Here is a 17874-nt window from a genome sequence, read left to right on the forward strand (position 1 = left end):
CGCGTGGTGGCCTCGCGGCGCTGGGCGGCCGAGGCCGCGCCGGGGGCCGGAATTACCAGGGTGTAGGGCGTTTGCTCATACCTGCCGTTGCGCTGCGTGGGGCGGAAGGACAGGTTATCGTGCAGCGCGTTGAGCACGGCTTCGTCTACGGCAGGGCTGATGCCGCGTACCATTTTCGCGTCGGCCACTTCGCCCAGCGTGCCCACCACCAGTCTCACCACCACCCGGCTGGTATCGGCCGGCACCGGGGTGCCAAAGGGTAGTACAATGCGGGCCTGAACAGCGTCTATCACGCTCCCGGTTTCGTACTGAAGCTCAAGCGGCGGGTTTTCAGCCGAGGAAACTACCCGGCTACCGGAGCGGCCCGGCATCGTCGCAGTTTCGGGCTGCTCCTGCGCCCAGGCAACTCGCATACTCAGCAGCAATACGAATAAAAAACGGCTCGCGTGAATCATGACGCAACTTACGCCCACCGACCACTTCGGCTACGCGAATGCTGGTTGCAGAACCAGTCATTGAATTCCGTTAGGGCTGACGGTTGCTACGCCACCGCCTGGCTGGGGGAGCCCGCTTCCCCATTTAAGCAGTTACCATGAATGCTGCCTAGCTTACCGCAGCCGTAAGTGCCGAAAAATCAAAACTGCCCCTACCCTGTTGTTGTCATCTTCTTCCGCCTAACACAATCCCGAAAAGAATGTCTCTCAACGCCCTGTTCGCGCCTTTCGCGCTGAAATCGCTCAACCTCAAAAACCGCATTGTCATGGCTCCCATGACGCGCGCCTTCTCGCCGGGCGGCGTGCCGGGCGCCGACGTGGCCGCCTACTACCGCCGCCGGGCCGAGGGCCAGGTCGGCCTCATCCTCTCCGAAGGCACCGTGGTGGAACGCCCGGCCTCGTCGAACGACCCCAACATTCCGCATTTCTACGGCGATGCAGCCCTGGCCGGCTGGCAGCACGTCATCGACGAAGTGCACGCCGCCGGGGGCCAGATGGGCCCGCAGCTCTGGCACATGGGCGTGATGGCCGAGCACCGCTCCGGCTGGAAGCCGTCGGAGCAGTTCGAAGGCCCCTCCGGCCTCCTCAAGCCCGGCGAGGCCACCGGCAAGGCCATGAGCGAAAACGACATCGCCGACACCATTGCCGCCTTCGCCCGCGCCGCCGCCGACACCAAGCGCCTGGGCTTCGACTGCCTGGAGTTGCACGGCGCCCACGGCTACCTCATCGACCAGTTTTTCTGGGCCGGCCTCAACGAGCGTACCGACCAGTACGGCGGCGACAGCCTCGCCCAGCGCAGCCGCCTGGCCGTGGAGCTGGTGAAGGAAGTGCGTCAGGCCGTGGGCGAAGACTTCGCCATCAGCCTACGCCTTTCGCAGTGGAAGCAGCAGGACTACGCCGTGAAGCTGGCCCACACCCCGCAGGAGCTGGAAGCCTGGCTGCAGCCGCTGGCCGAGGCCGGCGTCGACATTTTTCACTGCTCGCAGCGCCGCTTCTGGGAGCCCGAGTTCGAAGACCAGGGCTCGGACCTGAACTTCGCCGGCTGGGTGAAAAAGCTCACCGGCAAAACCACCATTACCGTAGGCTCGGTGGGCCTGTCGGGCGAGTTCCTGGCCGGTTTCGCGGGCGAGGCCTCGCAGCCGCAGGGCATCGACGAACTGCTGCGCCGGCTCGACCGCAACGAGTTTGACCTCGTGGCCGTGGGCCGCCAGCTTATCGTGGACCCCAACTGGGTGGAGAAAATCGAGCAGGGCCGCCTCGATGAGATGCACGGCTTCAGCCGCGAGGCGCTGCGCACGCTGGTGTAGGCCGGGCTAGCCCCAGCGGGGCGGTATGTCGGTACTGAACCCGCTTGATTACCGTTTACCAAAGCCCCAGCGGGGCGACATTCGCCTGACGAATGCCGCCCCGCTGGGGCTTTACCGCACCTATCGCCAGGTTTTACTACCGACGTGTCGCCCCGCTGGGGCTGGTTCGCCGACTCCGCAACTTGCGTTATTTACCGCTCAATGTGCTTTACCTTGGCCTCGTCGAGGTCGAGCTGGGCTTCCTGCTGGCGCAACACTTCGTCGTCGTAGGCGTCGTGGTGACGCAGGTGCTCCAGCGTCTGGCGCTGCACGTTCAGCACGTCGAGCAGCACCAGATGGTACTGGCGCAGGGTGTCGCGGCCGGCCTCGTCCACTTCGAGCGAGTTGAGTGTGCGGGTGGTGAGGTTGATTTCGGTTTGCATGCGCTGCTGCAGGCGGGCGATGAGTTCGTTGGCCTCGGCTTCGGCGGCGTACTGGCGCTGCAGGTGCTTTACGGCGGCCTGGCGCAGGTGCAGACGCACACCGGCTTCCTGCGCTTCGAGGGGCGTGCTGGCGTCGTTGTCGGCTATTTTAGTGATGCGAATGATGGCCGGCAACGTGAGGCCCTGCAGCACCAGCGTAACGAGAATGACCACGAAGGTGATGAACAGGATGAGGTTGCGCTGCGGGAATTGCAGGCCGTCGTTGGTCATGAGCGGCACCGACAGCGCCGAGGCCAGCGACACCACCCCGCGCATGCCCGCCCAGCCCAGCACCAGCGTGCCCTGCCAGCCCGGGCTGGGCTCACTGTTGCGAATGCTGCGGCTTAGGTAGCGCGGGATGAACGCCGCCGGGTACATCCACAGCAGCCGAATCACAATCACCAGCCCGCTCATCAGCAAGCCGTAGGTAATGCCCTGCTGCAACGAATACTCGCCCAGGCCCTCCACCGCAATGGGCAGCTGCAGGCCGATGAGAATGAACACCAGCCCGTTCAGCACGAAGCTCACGCTGGCCCACACGCTATTGGCCTGCAGGCGGGTATTGGCGTCGAACACGCGGTGCGAGAGGTGCGAGAGCAGCAGGCCGCCGCTCACCACCGCCAGCACGCCCGAAAAGTGGAACTCCTCGGCCAGCAGATACATCACGTAAGGCGCCATAAACGTGAGGGCCGTGTTGATGCTGGGCGTGGTGGGCAGGTATTTGTGAATGAGAAAGAACCCGCAGGCCACCACAATGCCCACCACCAGTCCCATGCCGCTCACCAGCACGAAGCTGGTGGCCGCCTCCTGCCACACAAACGAGCCCGAGAGCACCGCCAGCAGCGCAAACCGAAACACAATCAAACTGCTGGCGTCGTTAATCAGGCTCTCGCCTTCCAATATGGCCGTGACGCGCCGCGGCACCTTAATGCCGCGCAGCACCGAGGTAGCCGCCACCGCATCGGGCGGCGAAATGATGCCGCCCAGCAAAAACCCCAGCCCCAGCGTAAACCCCGGAATAACGGCCTGCGCCACGTAGGCCACAATGGCCGAGGTGAAGCCCACCAGCCCGAACGCGAGCAGCCCAATGGCTCGCCGCCAGCGCCAGAAGTCCTTCCAGGCCGTCATCCAGGCCGCTTCGTAGAGCAGCGGGGGCAGGAAAATCAGGAAAATGAGGTCGGGCGCGATGGCCACCCGCGGCAGGCCGGGCACGAAGCTCAGCGCCAGCCCGCCCAGCACTAGAAAAATGGGGTAGGAAATGCCCAGCTTCTGCCCCAGCATCACCAGCAGAAAGACGGCGAACAGCAGGCCGAGAATGAGAAGAAGGCTTTCGTGCAGCATAAAGGAGCGGTAACGTTTAACCGCCCCAAAGAAACGCCACCGTCCCGGACCCATGAAAAAAACCGGCCGTCATCCCAAACGTCTTCTGTTCGGAATGACGGCCGGCATGAGGTGAATAATTCCTTAGCGATGCCACAGTTGCCGGCCCGCCACGGGACGCCGAGGCCGGTCGAACAGCACGATGTAGAGCACGCCCAGCAGGGGCGACAGCAGCAGCGCCGTGAGCAGGCGCAGGTGCCAGTAATGCATCGGGCTCAGGCCCCATACATGAACGAGGTGTTGAATGAAATGTGCCATACCTAAATGTACGGATTTCCGCAATCGTTTGCTGCATGCAACCGCCTGATTTTCGGATTATTTTGTCCAATGCCATTATTTTATTCAACCTGAATTTTTGAATGGCTCGGCGCGGGGTGCCAGCCGGGTATTTTCCTGGCGGCCGATAAGTTTTCGCTTGTGCCAACGCCGGGTACCGTACCTTTGGCTCCCGTCATGCCCGAACGCTCCAACCCCTCCCCCAGCGCGTCGGCGGCGAAATATATTTTCGTTACCGGCGGCGTCACTTCTTCACTCGGCAAAGGAATCATTTCCGCCTCGCTGGCCAAGCTTTTGCAGGCCCGCGGGTTCCGAGTCACCATCCAGAAGTTCGACCCCTACATCAACATCGACCCCGGCACGCTCAACCCGTACGAACACGGCGAGTGCTACGTGACCGATGACGGGGCCGAAACCGACCTCGACCTCGGCCACTACGAGCGGTTCCTGAACACGCCCACCTCGCAGGCCAACAACGTCACCACCGGCCGCATCTACGACCACGTGATTCGCCGCGAGCGCGAGGGCGCCTTCCTCGGCAAAACCGTGCAGGTGGTGCCCCACATCACCGACGAAATCAAGCGGCGCATGCTGCTGCTGGGCCAGAACGGCCAGTTCGATGTGGTCATCACCGAAATCGGCGGCTGCATCGGCGACATCGAGAGCCTGCCCTTCGTGGAGGCCGTGCGCCAGCTCCGCTGGGAGCTGCCCGAGTACGACTCGCTCGTCATCCACCTCACGCTGCTGCCCTACCTTAAGGCCGCCGGCGAGCTCAAAACCAAGCCCACTCAGCACTCGGTACGCGACCTGCGCGAGGCCGGCCTGCAGCCCGACATCCTGGTGTGCCGCTCCGAGCACCCCATTCCGATGGAGATGCGGCGCAAAATTGCGCTGTTCTGCAACGTGAAAATCAACTCCGTCATCGAAAGCCTCGACGCCGACAGCATCTACTCGGTGCCGCTGCTGATGCGTAAAGAAGGCCTCGATGAGCGCGTGATTAAGCGCCTGAAGCTGACCGGCGGCGCCCAGCACCCCGACCTCGAAGCCTGGAAAGACTTCCTGGGCAAGCTGAAAAACCCGACCGAGGAAGTGACCATTGCCCTCGTGGGCAAGTACGTGGAGCTGCCCGACGCCTACAAGTCCATCAACGAAGCCTTCGTGCACGCCGGCGCCCAGAACGAGTGCAAGGTGACGGTGCGCAGCATTCAGTCTGACAACATCACGCCTGAAAACATTGCCGGCCTGCTGCACGGCTGCGACGGCGTGCTGGTGGCGCCCGGCTTCGGCGAGCGCGGCTTCGAGGGCAAAATTGCCGCGGTGAAGTACGTACGGGAAAACAACATTCCCTTCTTCGGCATCTGCCTGGGCATGCAGGTGGCCGTGGTGGAGTACGCCCGCAACGTGCTGGGCCTGCAAAACGCCAACTCGACCGAGATGGACGCCCTCACGCCCAACCCCGTCATTGCCATGATGGAGGAGCAGAAAAACATTACCCAAAAGGGCGGCACCATGCGCCTCGGGGCCTACGCCTGCGACCTGCGCCGCAACTCGAAAGCGGCCAAGGCCTACGGCAAAAACCACATCAGCGAGCGCCACCGCCACCGCTACGAGTTCAACGGCGATTACCTCAAGCAGTTTGAGGATGCCGGCCTGCAAGCCACCGGCACCAACCCCGACACCGGCCTAGTGGAAGTAATTGAGCTGCCCACGCACCCCTGGTTCGTGGCCGGCCAGTTCCACCCCGAGCTGAAAAGCACCGTGGAGCAGCCCCACCCGCTGTTCGTGCGCTTCGTGCGGGCCGCCATCCAGCACCGCAAGGGGTAGTTAGAATTTGAGGTATTAAAGACGCCTGTCATCCTGAACACAGCGAAGGACCTTATCACGTCGGAACAGTTTGTGGTAATTCTTTTTACCCAAGCGCGATAAGGTCCTTCGCTGTGTTCAGGATGACAGGCGTCTTCAATTCTTCATTCCTCATTTGTCATTCTTCATTAAGCGCAGCGTCCCGCCGTACCTTTGCCCCTTCGCAACCTTTTTTACTAATGGATAGAAATTCAGCAACCGGCCTTTTCCTGATTTCGGCCTTGCTCCTCGTGTACCTGTTCTTCTTCAGCCCGAAGAAGCCGGACGAAAAGGCCGCCGGCAAAGCCCCGGCCGCTACCACCGCTGCCGCTACCGCCGGCTCCCCCGCCGTACCGGCCGCCAACCTGGCCCCCGAGGCGCCGCTCGATACCACCGCCGGCCCGGCCAAGGACGTGACCCTGGCCAACGAGAACCTGACCATCACCTTCTCGACTCGCGGCGGCCGCATTTCGGCCGTGCGGATGAACAAGTACAAGACCTTCTTCGGCAAGCCGCTCGATTTGTTTGATGCCAGCAGCGCCCGCATGGACACCAAGTTCCGGACCGTGGATGGCAAAACCATCAAGTTTTCGGATTTGAATTTCCAGGCCGTGCCTTCGCAGGCGGCCGGGGCTTCCACGCTCACGTTCTCGGCCCCGGTGGCTGGCGGCAGCATCGTGCAGACGTACTCGCTGCCCGCCAACAGCTTCGAACTGAAGTACGACCTGCGCCTGCTGGGCCTGGAGCGCACCGTGGCCCAGGAGCCGCTCACCTTCACCTTCCTCGATAAGGTGCGCCAGACCGAGCAGGACCTCAAGCAGAACCGTAACCACACCACCATCAACCACTACCTGGCCGCCGGCGACCAAGGCGCCCTGGCCGAAGCCAGCGAGAAGCCCGAAGAATACAAGGCCGCCGGCCCCGTGAAATGGGCCGCCCACAAGCACGACTTCTTCGTGGCCGGCCTCATTGCCGACCAGCAGCCCTTCGCGGGCGGCGCCTTCAACGCCGACGTGAACCTGGCCGACTCGACCACCATCAAAACCCTGAGCTCGACGCTGACCATTCCGGTGGCCGAGGTGGAGCAGGGCCGCGGCCAATACCGCTTCTACTTCGGCCCGAATGCTTTCAATACCCTCAAGGCCGTGGCGCCGGAATTTGACCGCAACGTGTACCTGGGCTGGGGCCTGTTCCGCTGGGTGAACCGCTTCGTGGTGCTGCCGGTGTTCCACTTCCTCGAGCAGTTCATCTCGTCATACGGCATCATCATCGCGCTGCTGGTGCTGCTCATCAAGCTCGTGACTTGGCCGCTCACCTACAAAACCTACGAGAGCCAGGCCCGCATGAAAGTGCTGAAGCCGGAAATCGACCAGCTCAAGGAAAAGTATGGCGACGACCAGACCAAGGTGCAGCAGGAAACCATGAAGCTGTACCAGGAATTCGGGGTGAGCCCGCTCAGCGGTTGCGTGCCGACGCTGCTCACCATGCCGATTCTGTTCGCCATGTTCCAGTTCTTCCCCAACGCCATCGAGCTGCGCCAGCAGAGCTTCCTGTGGGCAAAGGACCTGAGCAGCTACGACGTATTCATCAAGCTGCCTTTCTACGTGAAGTGGTACGGCGACCACGTGTCGATGTTCACGCTGCTGATGACGGCTTCCACCCTGCTCATGACCTGGCAGAGCAACCAGACCAACACGGCCATGCAGGGCCCGATGAAAACCTACAGCTACCTGATGCCCATCATCTTCCTGTTCGTGCTGAACAGCTTCGCGGCGGGCCTCACCTGGTACTACTTCGTGTCGAACGTTATCACCTTCGCGCAGCAGGCCATCACCAAGACGTTCGTGGATGACACCAAAATCCGCGCCCAGCTCGACGCCAACAAAATCAAGAACAAGGACAAGAAGCCCGGCGGCCTGCAGGGCCGCATTGCCGAAGCCATGAAGGCCGCCCAGGAGCGCGAGGCGCAAGCCAAAGCGCAGGCAAAGAAGAAGTCGTAATCCGAACGACCTCAGCCCGACTCTACCGAACGTCATGCTGAGCTTGTCGAAGCATCATCTCTACTGCGACGAGTATTCGCAGTAGAGATGCTTCGACAAGCTCAGCATGACGTTCTTTGGGGGTTGTTGCCCCATGGCGAAACCGCAGCAAGAGCTTTTCACACGGCTCTCGCGCTGCTTGCCGAAACCGCGCAAACAACACTAGCGCCCGACTTTGGCCTGCGGCTTGAATACCGCCCGAAACGCCCGCAGCGCCGCTGGGTGGTATATAGTGGCGTGGGTTTCCTCGGGCATCGGCTCGTAGTGCCAGCTGCCTAAGCGCGCGGCCTGGGGCCAGGCCAGCGCCATCAGGCGGCGCGTGGCGGCCGTGTCGCCGTGAATGCTGGTAGCCAGATACACGGTAGTGGCCGGGCGGCTTTTTTGCAACAGTGTGCCGGCCTGCGCGGCCAACTGGCCGTTGTTCCACCACAGGCTGGCATCGAAGGCCAGGTAAGTATTGAACAGCGTGGGTTCCAGCAACAAGGTTTCGACTACGAACAGCCCGGCCAGCGACTCGCCCACGATGGCCGTTTCCGGCGTGGTGCGGTAGCGCTGCTTCACCTGCGGCATCAGCTCCTCGCGGATGAATTGCCGGTAGGCCGCCGAGCCGCCCACTTTGGGCGCAATCTTTTTGTCCTCGGCCACGGTGGTGGGGCCGGTGAGGTCGCGCCGCCGCTGGGTATTTTCGATGCCCACCAGAATGAACGGCCGCATGGTGCCGTTGCCCGTCAGCACCTGCACGAGGCCCGCCACGTGCAGAAAATCCTCCGCCAGCCCGCCATCGGGCATGTACAGCACCGGCAGCCGCACCGTGGCCGAGTCGGTGTAAGCCGCCGGCAAATACACGTTGATGCGTCGTGTTTCGCCCAGCGCCTTCGAGGCCAGCGTGAAGGTTTGGCCGATGACCAGCGGGGCGGCGGCGGTCGGCGCAACAGCCTGCGCGTGCGCCGCACCGGGTTGGGTAATAGCCAGCGCCGCCGCTGCTGCTAAGGTTATTCGCAGGTGCCTCATCGTTTCAGTTGGCTGTGAGTTACCACATTGATGTATTACGGGGTAGAGACGCATATTTGCGTCTCACCGTTGAACGATGACGCCTGAATAATCGCTGAAAGGCGCGCACGGCGAGACTCTACTCCTTACGCACGCGCTCGATCAGCAGCTGGTTCATCGGGTTCGGGGTGAGGCCGCGTACGTTGTTCTGCGTGAGGCGCACCACTTCGTCGTAATACAGGCTGATGACGGGCACTTCATCCACCACAATCCGGTCCATGGCCTGGTAGAGCGCGGTGCGCTTGGCTACGTCCTGGGTGCGGCGGGCTTCGTCGTAAAGCTTATCGTAGGCCGCGTTTTTAAAGTGCGTTTTATCGGGCCCGGCGGGGCTGAAATTGGGGCTGTAGAACAGCGCCAGGTAGTTCTCGGCGTCAGGATAGTCGCCCAGCCAGCTCTTAGCGAAGAAGGCCACCCGGCCGTTGTCCACCAAGTCCTGCTGCGCGGCCGACTGGTTGATGTCAATCTGCACCTGCACGCCCACATCGGCCCACTGTTTTTGCAGGTATTCGCCTATCTCCTTGCGTTCCAGCACGGTGCTCAGGCGCAGCTTAAGCGGGCGCTGCGGGCCGTAGCCGGCGGCACGCAGCAACTGGCGGGCCTTCTGCGGCTGGTAAGTGTAGCCGGGCACCTCCTTTTCGGAGAACGAGGGCAGCGCCGTAGGCACGAAGCCCGAGGTGCCGGCGTGGCCCACCCGATTCAGCAGATAGGTCAGCATTTCGGGCTTGTTGAGGGCGTAGTTCAGGGCCTGGCGCACGCGCTTGTCGCGCAATGCCCGGCCCTGCACGGCCTGCTCACCCCGCAGGTTGGCCGAATCGAGTTGAATGCCCAGGTATTCGGTATTCAGGTACGGCGCCTTCTGCACCGTGAACTTGCCCTTGAAATCCTCCCGGATGGTGCCATCAGGATGCATGATGAGGTCGCGCGAGCCGGCTCGGATGCCCGAGAGGAAATCCAGCTTGCCCTGCATAAAAGTCAGGAACTCGGTCTTGCGGTCGGGCAGAAAGCTCACCGCCACCGCATCCAGGTACGGCAGCGGGCGGCCTTTTTTGTCAGTGCGCCAGTAGTCGGGGTTGCGCTCGTAAAGCAGTACGTTGCCCTCGTCCCAGAGCTTGAATCGGAACGGGCCCGTGCCAACCGGGTGCTCGCGGAAGTCCTTGCCATATTTCTCTACGGCCTCGTGCGGCACCACGTAGGCGTAGGGCATCGTGAGGATGCCGAGAAACGGAATGAACGGTTCCTTTAAGTGAATGCGCAGCGTTGAGTCGTTGACCGCTACAAAAGCCGTGTCGCTGATGCTGCCATCGGGCTTCTCCAGCACCTTGCCCCGGAAAATCCAGCCGCCCGAGCTAGCCGTGGCCGGGTCGAGAATGCGCTTGAAGCTGTAGACAAAGTCGGCTGCGGTAATGGGCCGGGTAGGACGTTCAACAAATTGGCTTTGTACAAGTAGCCATTTTTGCGCAGCCCTAACGCCTTGTTCACGCCTTATTCTGGCGGCAGTACTATCAAGCTTGGCACTAGCGGCTAAGTATTCCTTCGAAAGAAACAACTCTTTATTCTCATGGAAAAACACCCCCTGCCGTAGCACGAACGTGTACGTCTTTCCATCGGGCGAAATGTTGTAGCGCCGGGCCAGCGCGGGCACCGGCTGCAGGGTCGAATCCAGCTCAACCAGGCCATTATAGAGCTGCGACACCGCCCAGGTATTGGCCTGGTTGCGGGCAAAAGCGGGGTCGAGCGAAGACAGCGCCTCGGGTTGATTGTAGCGGAATACGCGACGCTCGTCGGCCACCGGGCGGGCCGCGTCGTGGCAGCCGGCCAGCGCCAGCGCCGCCAGCCAGAATCCAAAAGGTTTAGCCAATAAGCTAGCCCAACGAGCCAAAAAAGGGGCCATGCGAACAGGGAAAGAATGTATCTTTGTGCAATGCTACGGCAGGAATGTTTTTGGTTGGCCGTTTTTGGTTTTTGGTTTTTGGCGTGCTTCTGATTCAGCAACCGCCCGAACCCGATTCCCGAAAACCAAAAACCGAAAACCAAAAACCAGATACTAAGAGAAATGGGAAAAATCATCGCGGTAGCCAATCAGAAAGGCGGGGTGGGCAAAACCACTACCTCCATTAACCTCGCGGCCTCCCTGGCTGCCCTGGACTACCGGACCCTGCTCGTGGATGCCGACCCCCAGGCCAATGCTACCTCCGGCGTGGGCTACGACCCCAAGGACATCCAGAACAGCATCTACGAGTGCATGGTCGACGGCATCAATGCCCAGGACATCATCGTGCCCACCAACATCCTGCCCCACCTCGACCTCATGCCCTCCCACATCGACCTGGTGGGCGCCGAGGTGGAGATGATAAACCTGCCCAACCGCGAGGAGAAAATGAAGGAGGCCCTGCGCCCCCTCGCCGCCGAGTACGACTTCATCATCATCGACTGCTCGCCCTCGCTCGGCCTCATCACCGTCAACGCCCTCACGGCTGCGCACTCGGTCATCATCCCGGTGCAGTGCGAGTATTTCGCGTTGGAAGGCTTAGGCAAGCTCTTGAATACCATCAAAATCATTCAAAGCCGCCTCAACACCGAGCTCGAAATCGAGGGCATCCTGCTCACGATGTACGACGTGCGCCTGCGCCTGAGCAACCAGGTGGTGGAAGAAGTCCGCATGCATTTCCAGCAGCTGGCCTTCGATACCATCATCCCCCGCAACGTGAAGCTGAGCGAGTCGCCCAGCTTCGGCATCCCTGTCATCCTGCACGATGCCGAGAGCAAAGGCTCCCTCAGCTACCTCAACCTGGCCCGCGAAATCGTGGAGAAAAACAGCGTGGAGGCCACCGAGGAGACGGCTGAGGACGAGCGTATTTAGAGCATGGCTTCCTATACTGAAGCGACAGGATTAGCCCCGGATTTCCGGGTAAGCTACCGTCTTTTCAGCGCCGATGAGGGCGGGCGTAAAATGCCGCCCATGCAGCACATTCGCTGGGATTTTTCCTACGCCGATGAGCACATCAGCAAGCCCAGCCAGGTTTTTATCATTTGGCCGGAATTTGTTTCTGACTCTGGCCAAGTGCTACCGGAAGGTGAGCCGATGCCCAAACAGGGCTTAGCCGATATGTTTATCGTGAATCCGGCTTTCCGAGCATTCCACAGCCAACACATACGCGTTGGTGTGCAAGGATATTTCCACGAAGGAAGAAGGATAGGAACTTGTGAAGTCGTTGAAATACTTGCGCTACACCAGAATCTTACATCGTAATTCAAGTAGCCCTGACAAGGCAACGCATCGGTAACAACTGAAGCTTCTTCAGCTTCTCAAGGCCCTATCGGGGCGTCACTCGTTGGACTGGTGGCGCCTCGGCGGGGCTTTTTACTGGCTGCTATTCCCTTGACTACCGAGATATCGCTCCATTAGGCACGCCCCGAACTACTTCTGCCTCAGGCTCCCCTCTCCTGAGGAAAGGGGGCGGGGGTGAGGTTTCCCGCGTGCAGCAAGCCCCCCTAAACTTTCCGGCTTGCCCTTCGCCCAACTATCCGTAAATTTGACGTTCGGTTGCCAACCGCCTTTTATGGGCCCGGCCGACGCACTATGCCACTAGAGAAGAACGAAGAGAAGTTGCAAGCAGCCCTGGCGGCCGCCGCCGCCATCAAGCGCAAGGGCGGCCTGGGCCGCGGCCTCAACGCCCTCATCGAGGGTAGCTACGAGAAAAAAGGCGACCGGCCCGGCACTGGCGACCGCCTCGTGTCGCACCCCGTCAATTCGGTGGGCTTCATCGCCGTCGAGCACATTGAGGCCAACCCCTACCAGCCCCGCACCCACTTCGACCAGCAAGCGCTGCAGGAACTAGCCGACAGCATTAAAATTCAGGGCATTATTCAGCCCGTCACGCTGCGCCAGCTCGGCACCAACTCCTACCAGCTCATTTCGGGCGAGCGCCGTCTGCAGGCGTCCAAGCTGGCGGGCTTGGAGACGATTCCGGCTTACATCCGCAAGGCCGACGACCAGCAGATGCTGGAAATGGCCCTGATTGAGAACATTCAGCGCGAAAACCTGAATGCCATCGAAATTGCCCTCAGCTACCAGCGCCTGCTCAGCGAGTGCAACCTGCGCCAGGAAGACCTCGGCGACCGCGTAGGCAAAAACCGCACGACCGTCACGAACTACCTGCGCCTGCTGAAGCTGCCGCCTGACGTGCAGATTGGCTTGCGCGACGCCGAAATCAGCATGGGCCACGCCCGCGCCCTCATCGGCCTCGACGACCCCAAGCTGCAAGTCGAGCTCTACCGCAAAACCGTGGCCGAGGAGCTGTCGGTGCGCCGCGTGGAGGAGCTGGTGCGCAACGGCTACGGCCGCAACCCCGAAGCCAAGCCCAAGGCCGAAGGCGACACCGCGCCCGCGCCATCGGCCGTGCCGGTAGCGGAAATTCGCCGCGCCGAGCGGCACCTCGCCGAGCGGTTTGGCTCGCGCGTGCAGGTGCGCCCCACGGCCAAAGGCAACGGCGAAATCAAAATCGCCTTCGACTCGGTAGAAGACATGCAGCGCATCCTGCACATTCTGCAGCCTTCGTAACACCCACCCCGGAATGCCGGTACGCGAAATACCAGCAGCCGCCGTTAGCTGGTTGGTTATGAAAAAACGAATTTCCTTCCTGGCAATACTGGGGCTGCTGCTGAGCAGCTTACTGGGCGGCACCGCCCGGGCGCAGGTATTCGACCCCAACGCCGCCCCTACCCGCACCCCGGCCGAGATTCTGGCCGATACCACCGAGCGCCGCGAAGTGAAGGTGACGCCCGCCGACAAGCGCCGCAAAATGGCCGCCGACTCGGCCAAGCGCACCGAGCACATGTTCCGGGCCTTTGGCTACGAGGGTATTCGCCTCACACGGCCCGGCAAGGCGGCGCTGCTTGCCGCCCTACTGCCCGGCGCAGGCCAGATTTACAACCACCGGTGGTGGAAGCTGCCATTAGTATTTGGCGCGGTGGGTGGCACCATTGCTGGCGAAGTCTTTTATCAGCAGCGATATACGCAGTATGCCCGGGCATATAACCGCGTAACTCAGAACCAGACCCGGGCCGATGGCACATTTTACCGTATCGGCGATGCAGACTTGGGCCCCCAGGCCCGCTACGCTCTGACCGTAGACGGCCTGAACCGGGGTATCGTGTTTTACCGCGGCTACCGCGACATTTTCTACCTCTACATCGGCATTGCCTACAGCCTGCAGATTGTAGACGCCTTGGTAGATGCTCACCTGCAGGACTTCGACGTGAGCAACGACCTGAGCCTGCACTGGCAGCCGCAACTGTTGCCCACCCCCGGCCAGCCCGGCGCGCTGCCCACCAACCCCGGGGTGCTGTTTGCCCTGCGGGTGAAGTAGCGTGATTACTTGGTAATCAGTAGTGAGTAGTCAGTCGCCAGACACTCATTATTTCGGCGACCTTTTCATCTGATTACTGACTACTTGATACGGACTACCACCTCCCAAATGAACATTCTCCTTATCGGCTACGGCAAAATGGGCCGCACTATCGCCGCTCTGGCCGCCCAGCGCGGGCACACCATCGCGGGCGTTGTCGACCTGCACGCTTCGCCCGCCCAAATCACCGACTTCACGCCTGCCACCGTCGATGTGGCCATTGAGTTCACGCACCCCGACTCGGCCTTTGGTAATGTGCAGGCCTGCCTGCGCCAGGGCATTCCGGTGGTGTGCGGCAGCACCGGCTGGCTGCATCATTTTGAAGAAGCCACGGCCTTGACCAATGAGCTGAACGGCAGCTTGTTTTACGCCTCCAACTATAGCGTGGGCGTAAACCTGTTCTTTCACTTCAACGAGTACATCGCGGCCAAAATGGCCCAGTTTGGCGGCTACGATGTGGCCATGCGCGAAATCCACCACACCCAGAAAATCGACCAGCCCAGCGGCACCGCCCTCACGGCCGCCGAAGGTATTCTGCGGCATTTTCCGGCCAAAACCAGCTGGCGCAACGCCCCGGCCGAAGCGCCTTCGGAGCTGGCCGTCATCAGCGAGCGCACCGGCGACGCCGTGGGCACGCACATCGTTACCTATACCTCCGACGTGGATACGCTGGAGCTGAGCCACGCCGCGCACAGCCGCGAAGGCTTCGCGCTGGGTGCCTTGCTGGCGGCCGAGTGGCTGCCCGGCCGCCCCGGCGTGTTCGGCATGAAAGAGCTGCTGGGGCTGTAGTTGCTCGTTTCTGGTTGCTCGTTTCTAGTTCGGGACGATAACCAGAAACCAGCAACTACAAACCAGAAACTCCCAATGCGTTTCTTTGCTGAACTAATTTGCTAGCCCCAAGCTTGCTTTCCTCATGCCCTTGTTCAAAACCGACCCCACCGCCCCGCCGCAGCCGCCCAAAACCAAGTCGCGCGAGTGGGCCGATTCGCTGATTTTCGCCATCGTGGCGGCCACGCTCATCCGCTGGGCCACGTTTGAGGCCTACACCATTCCTTCGCCCAGCATGGAGGCCTCGCTGCTGGTGGGCGACTATCTGTTTGTGAGCAAGTTGCACTACGGCCCCATCACGCCCCAAACGCCCCTGCAGGTGCCCCTCACGCACCAGACCATCTGGGGCACGGGCCTGAAAAGCTACTCCGACCTCATCCAACTGCCCACCTACCGGCTGCCGGGTTTCTCGGAAATCAAGCGCAACGACGTGGTGGTTTTTCACGTGCCGCACGAAAGCCAGTATCCGGCCGACCTACGCACCAACTACATCAAGCGCTGCGTGGCCGTAGCCGGCGACACCCTCGAAATCCGCGATGGCAAGGTGTTCCTGAATAGTAAGCCTGGCGAAACTCCCCCCGGCCTGCAAACCACCTATTTTATGCAGGTGGATAGCCCGAACGATGAGGTATTGGCCGCCCTGCGCAGCCAGGGCGTAGTCGACTACGACGCGCCCGGCGGGCTGCCGCAAGCCGTACCCGGCCCCACGCCCGGTTCCTACGGCTACCAAATCAGCTGCACGCAGGCCACGGCCGACTACTTCAAGAAGCAGCCCTACGTGAAGGCCATGACCGTGCTGCAGCCCCAGGTGCAGCTCTTTCCCGATGTGGCCGACTTCCACGTGTCGGCGGCCATGAGCGCCACCCCGCGCAACTGGAACCTCGACAACTACGGCCCGCTGCCCATTCCCAAAAAGGGCCAGACCATCACGCTCTCGCCCGCCAATGCCGCCATCTACTACAAGATTGTGGCGCACTACGAGCACAACACCGGCGTCACCTGGCAAGACGGCATGATTTACCAGAACGGCAAGCCGCTGACCAGCTACACCATCAAGCAGAACTACTACATGATGATGGGCGACAACCGCCACAACTCGGAAGACTCCCGCTTCTGGGGCTTCGTACCCGAAGACCACGTGGTGGGCAAAGCCGTCCTCATCTGGCTTTCGATGGACCCCAACGCCGACTTCTGGCACAAAATCCGCTGGAGCCGCTTGTTCAACATCATCCACTAAGTTGAGTTAAGCATTAAGAGTGAGGGGTTAAGAGTTGACGTTCTGCCAACTCTTAACCCCTCACTCTTAATGCTTAACTGATACCTACCACTTCACCGGCGTCATGCCTTTCTCCACCAGCCAGGCGTTGGCTTTGCTGAAGGGCTTGCTGCCGAAAAAGCCTTTGTCGGCCGCGAAGGGCGACGGATGCACCGATTTGATGACGAGGTGCTTGCGCTCATCAATCAACTCCGATTTCTTGCCGGCATAGGCGCCCCAGAGGATGAAGACGACGTGCGGCCGCTCGTTGGAAACTTTGCGGATAACGGCGTCGGTAAATTCCTCCCAGCCACGCTTCTGGTGTGAGGCGGGCTCGCCGGCGCGCACCGTGAGGGTGGCGTTGAGCAGCAGCACGCCCTGCTGGGCCCAGCGGTCGAGGTTGCCGTTGGGAGGTGCGGGCGTACCGGGAATGTCGGACTGCAACTCCTTGAAGATGTTGACCAGCGACGGCGGCGTGCGCTGGCCGTCCTGCACCGAGAACGAGAGGCCGTGCGCCTGATTACGGCCGTGGTAGGGGTCTTGGCCGAGGATGACGACTTTGACCTTATCGAAGGGCGTGGCGTCGAAGGCATGGAAAATCTGGGGGCCGGCCGGGTAGACCGTGGCGGTGGCGTATTCGCCTTTCACAAAGGCAATCAGCTTTTGAAAATACGGCTTTTCGAACTCATCGGCCAGCACGGGCCGCCAGCTTTCGGCTATCTTTACCATAGGAGTCTGCGGGAAAATAAACGGGCAAAAGTGGCGTTCGGGAGCCGCAGTTGCGTAAAACCAATTATCGCGGGCGACTGTTACGCCCGCAGCTGCTTTAGCTTTGCCGACTATGCCCACCATCACTACGCAAGGCGTCACCGTTTCGGTTACGACCAACTACCTGCCCGATTACTCCAGCCCCGGCCAGGAGCATTTTGTGTTTGCCTACCGCATCGAGATTCGAAACAATAGCGAGTTCACCGTGAAGCTGTTGCGGCGGCACTGGCACATTCACGACGCCAACAGCGTGGTGCGCGAGGTAGAGGGCGAGGGCGTGGTAGGCCGCCAGCCCGTGCTGGAACCCGGTGAGGCGCACCAGTACGTGAGCGGCTGCAACCTGAAATCGGGCGTGGGCAAGATGCGCGGCACCTACCTGATGGAGCGTCTGGCCAGCGGCCAGCAGTTCGAAGTGGAGATTCCGGAGTTCACACTCATGGTGCCGTTCCGAATGAACTAGCTTTGTGCTTGGCATCGGGCGCGCGTTGGTCGGGTTTTGGCGCTTGGCGCTCATCGGCCAATGCGTATTGCCAAGCACCAAGCACCAGCAACTATGCACCAACTTCTCGCTTACCTCCGCTTCTGGCTGCGCTCGGGCAACGCCCATGGGCTCCACTCGCCGTTTGTGTTCGGGCTGTATACCTCGGTGGTGCAGCATACTGGCCCCTACCGCGCCTACGCGGCCATTGAGGAGCGGCGGCGGCTGCTGCTGGCCAGCCCCGCCAGCATCAGCGTCACGGATTTGGGGGCGGGCTCGCACACCGGC

The 17874-nt window shown here is 61.4% G+C and carries 16 protein-coding genes and 1 pseudogene; 11 read left to right on the plus strand and 6 right to left on the minus strand.

Features of this window, described 5'->3' with window-relative positions:
• Positions 1-293 (minus strand): energy transducer TonB (locus tag ACYVDE_RS02815; RefSeq protein WP_460499964.1); only part of this gene is annotated, 293 nt, incomplete at its 3' end.
• A 401-nt stretch (positions 294-694) separates the two neighbouring features.
• Between ACYVDE_RS02815 and ACYVDE_RS02820 the strand changes: the two genes are divergently transcribed.
• Positions 695-1801, plus strand: a complete 1107-nt coding sequence (locus ACYVDE_RS02820; RefSeq protein WP_460499965.1) for an NADH:flavin oxidoreductase — start codon at positions 695-697, stop codon at positions 1799-1801.
• A 191-nt stretch (positions 1802-1992) separates the two neighbouring features.
• Here ACYVDE_RS02820 and ACYVDE_RS02825 read toward each other — a convergent pair whose 3' ends face one another.
• Positions 1993-3603, minus strand: coding sequence for a cation:proton antiporter (locus ACYVDE_RS02825; RefSeq protein WP_460499966.1), 1611 nt, complete (start codon positions 3601-3603; stop codon positions 1993-1995).
• A 123-nt stretch (positions 3604-3726) separates the two neighbouring features.
• Complete coding sequence (locus tag ACYVDE_RS02830; protein WP_460499967.1) at positions 3727-3900, minus strand: hypothetical protein; 174 nt, start codon at positions 3898-3900, stop codon at positions 3727-3729.
• Positions 3901-4095: 195 nt separating this feature from the next.
• Between ACYVDE_RS02830 and ACYVDE_RS02835 the strand changes: the two genes are divergently transcribed.
• Together ACYVDE_RS02835 and yidC are read left to right on the plus strand one after the other, a co-directional pair.
• Positions 4096-5742, plus strand: a complete 1647-nt coding sequence (locus ACYVDE_RS02835) for a CTP synthase (protein WP_460499968.1) — start codon at positions 4096-4098, stop codon at positions 5740-5742.
• A gap of 218 nt (positions 5743-5960) precedes the next feature.
• Entirely contained in the window at positions 5961-7760 is a 1800-nt protein-coding gene (gene yidC / locus ACYVDE_RS02840) for a membrane protein insertase YidC (RefSeq protein WP_460499969.1), read from the plus strand.
• 201 nt (positions 7761-7961) lie between these two features.
• Here the strand turns inward: yidC and ACYVDE_RS02845 are convergent, their stop codons facing one another.
• Positions 7962-8810 (minus strand): alpha/beta hydrolase, encoded by an 849-nt coding sequence (locus tag ACYVDE_RS02845; RefSeq protein ID WP_460499970.1) that lies wholly within the window; start codon positions 8808-8810, stop codon positions 7962-7964.
• Between the two features lie 118 nt (positions 8811-8928).
• Positions 8929-10707 carry an ABC transporter substrate-binding protein gene (locus ACYVDE_RS02850; protein WP_460499971.1) on the minus strand — a complete coding sequence of 593 codons (1779 nt, stop codon included), beginning with the start codon at positions 10705-10707 and terminating at the stop codon, positions 8929-8931.
• 195 nt (positions 10708-10902) lie between these two features.
• Between ACYVDE_RS02850 and ACYVDE_RS02855 the strand changes: the two genes are divergently transcribed.
• The 6 genes from ACYVDE_RS02855 (at position 10903) to lepB (ending at position 16322) form a co-directional block, all read left to right on the plus strand.
• A complete protein-coding gene (locus ACYVDE_RS02855) occupies positions 10903-11709 on the plus strand; it encodes a ParA family protein (protein ID WP_460499972.1) in 807 nt (268 codons plus the stop codon).
• A gap of 3 nt (positions 11710-11712) precedes the next feature.
• Complete coding sequence (locus tag ACYVDE_RS02860; protein ID WP_460499973.1) at positions 11713-12099, plus strand: hypothetical protein; 387 nt, start codon at positions 11713-11715, stop codon at positions 12097-12099.
• 330 nt (positions 12100-12429) lie between these two features.
• A complete protein-coding gene (locus tag ACYVDE_RS02865; protein ID WP_460499974.1) occupies positions 12430-13410 on the plus strand; it encodes a ParB/RepB/Spo0J family partition protein in 981 nt (326 codons plus the stop codon).
• Positions 13411-13468: 58 nt separating this feature from the next.
• Positions 13469-14218, plus strand: a complete 750-nt coding sequence (locus tag ACYVDE_RS02870; protein WP_460499975.1) for a DUF5683 domain-containing protein — start codon at positions 13469-13471, stop codon at positions 14216-14218.
• 108 nt (positions 14219-14326) lie between these two features.
• On the plus strand, positions 14327-15046 hold the full coding sequence (dapB, locus tag ACYVDE_RS02875) for a 4-hydroxy-tetrahydrodipicolinate reductase (protein ID WP_460499976.1): 720 nt from the start codon (positions 14327-14329) through the stop codon (positions 15044-15046).
• Between the two features lie 124 nt (positions 15047-15170).
• Positions 15171-16322 (plus strand): S26 family signal peptidase, encoded by a 1152-nt coding sequence (lepB, locus tag ACYVDE_RS02880; RefSeq protein ID WP_460499977.1) that lies wholly within the window; start codon positions 15171-15173, stop codon positions 16320-16322.
• Between the two features lie 84 nt (positions 16323-16406).
• On the opposite strand, the gene ACYVDE_RS02885 is transcribed toward lepB, so the two are convergent.
• On the minus strand, positions 16407-17069 hold the full coding sequence (locus ACYVDE_RS02885; RefSeq protein WP_460499978.1) for a uracil-DNA glycosylase: 663 nt from the start codon (positions 17067-17069) through the stop codon (positions 16407-16409).
• A gap of 112 nt (positions 17070-17181) precedes the next feature.
• Between ACYVDE_RS02885 and apaG the strand changes: the two genes are divergently transcribed.
• Positions 17182-17568 carry a Co(2+)/Mg(2+) efflux protein ApaG gene (gene apaG, locus ACYVDE_RS02890; RefSeq protein WP_460499979.1) on the plus strand — a complete coding sequence of 129 codons (387 nt, stop codon included), beginning with the start codon at positions 17182-17184 and terminating at the stop codon, positions 17566-17568.
• Between the two features lie 93 nt (positions 17569-17661).
• Positions 17662-17874: pseudogene (locus tag ACYVDE_RS02895) on the plus strand (SAM-dependent methyltransferase); the annotation flags it as partial.

Source organism: Hymenobacter agri, assembly GCF_054778495.1.

Bases quoted from the DNA above. Each gene is read 5' to 3' on its own strand.
- ACYVDE_RS02820 (WP_460499965.1), top strand. From the start codon at position 695: ATGTCTCTCAACGCCCTGTTCGCGCCTTTCGCGCTGAAATCGCTCAAC.
- ACYVDE_RS02825 (WP_460499966.1), bottom strand. From the start codon at position 3,603: ATGCTGCACGAAAGCCTTCTTCTCATTCTCGGCCTGCTGTTCGCCGTC.
- ACYVDE_RS02830 (WP_460499967.1), bottom strand. From the start codon at position 3,900: ATGGCACATTTCATTCAACACCTCGTTCATGTATGGGGCCTGAGCCCG.
- ACYVDE_RS02835 (WP_460499968.1), top strand. From the start codon at position 4,096: ATGCCCGAACGCTCCAACCCCTCCCCCAGCGCGTCGGCGGCGAAATAT.
- yidC (WP_460499969.1), top strand. From the start codon at position 5,961: ATGGATAGAAATTCAGCAACCGGCCTTTTCCTGATTTCGGCCTTGCTC.
- ACYVDE_RS02845 (WP_460499970.1), bottom strand. From the start codon at position 8,810: ATGAGGCACCTGCGAATAACCTTAGCAGCAGCGGCGGCGCTGGCTATT.
- ACYVDE_RS02855 (WP_460499972.1), top strand. From the start codon at position 10,903: ATGGGAAAAATCATCGCGGTAGCCAATCAGAAAGGCGGGGTGGGCAAA.
- ACYVDE_RS02860 (WP_460499973.1), top strand. From the start codon at position 11,713: ATGGCTTCCTATACTGAAGCGACAGGATTAGCCCCGGATTTCCGGGTA.
- ACYVDE_RS02865 (WP_460499974.1), top strand. From the start codon at position 12,430: ATGCCACTAGAGAAGAACGAAGAGAAGTTGCAAGCAGCCCTGGCGGCC.
- ACYVDE_RS02870 (WP_460499975.1), top strand. From the start codon at position 13,469: ATGAAAAAACGAATTTCCTTCCTGGCAATACTGGGGCTGCTGCTGAGC.
- dapB (WP_460499976.1), top strand. From the start codon at position 14,327: ATGAACATTCTCCTTATCGGCTACGGCAAAATGGGCCGCACTATCGCC.
- lepB (WP_460499977.1), top strand. From the start codon at position 15,171: ATGCCCTTGTTCAAAACCGACCCCACCGCCCCGCCGCAGCCGCCCAAA.
- ACYVDE_RS02885 (WP_460499978.1), bottom strand. From the start codon at position 17,069: ATGGTAAAGATAGCCGAAAGCTGGCGGCCCGTGCTGGCCGATGAGTTC.
- apaG (WP_460499979.1), top strand. From the start codon at position 17,182: ATGCCCACCATCACTACGCAAGGCGTCACCGTTTCGGTTACGACCAAC.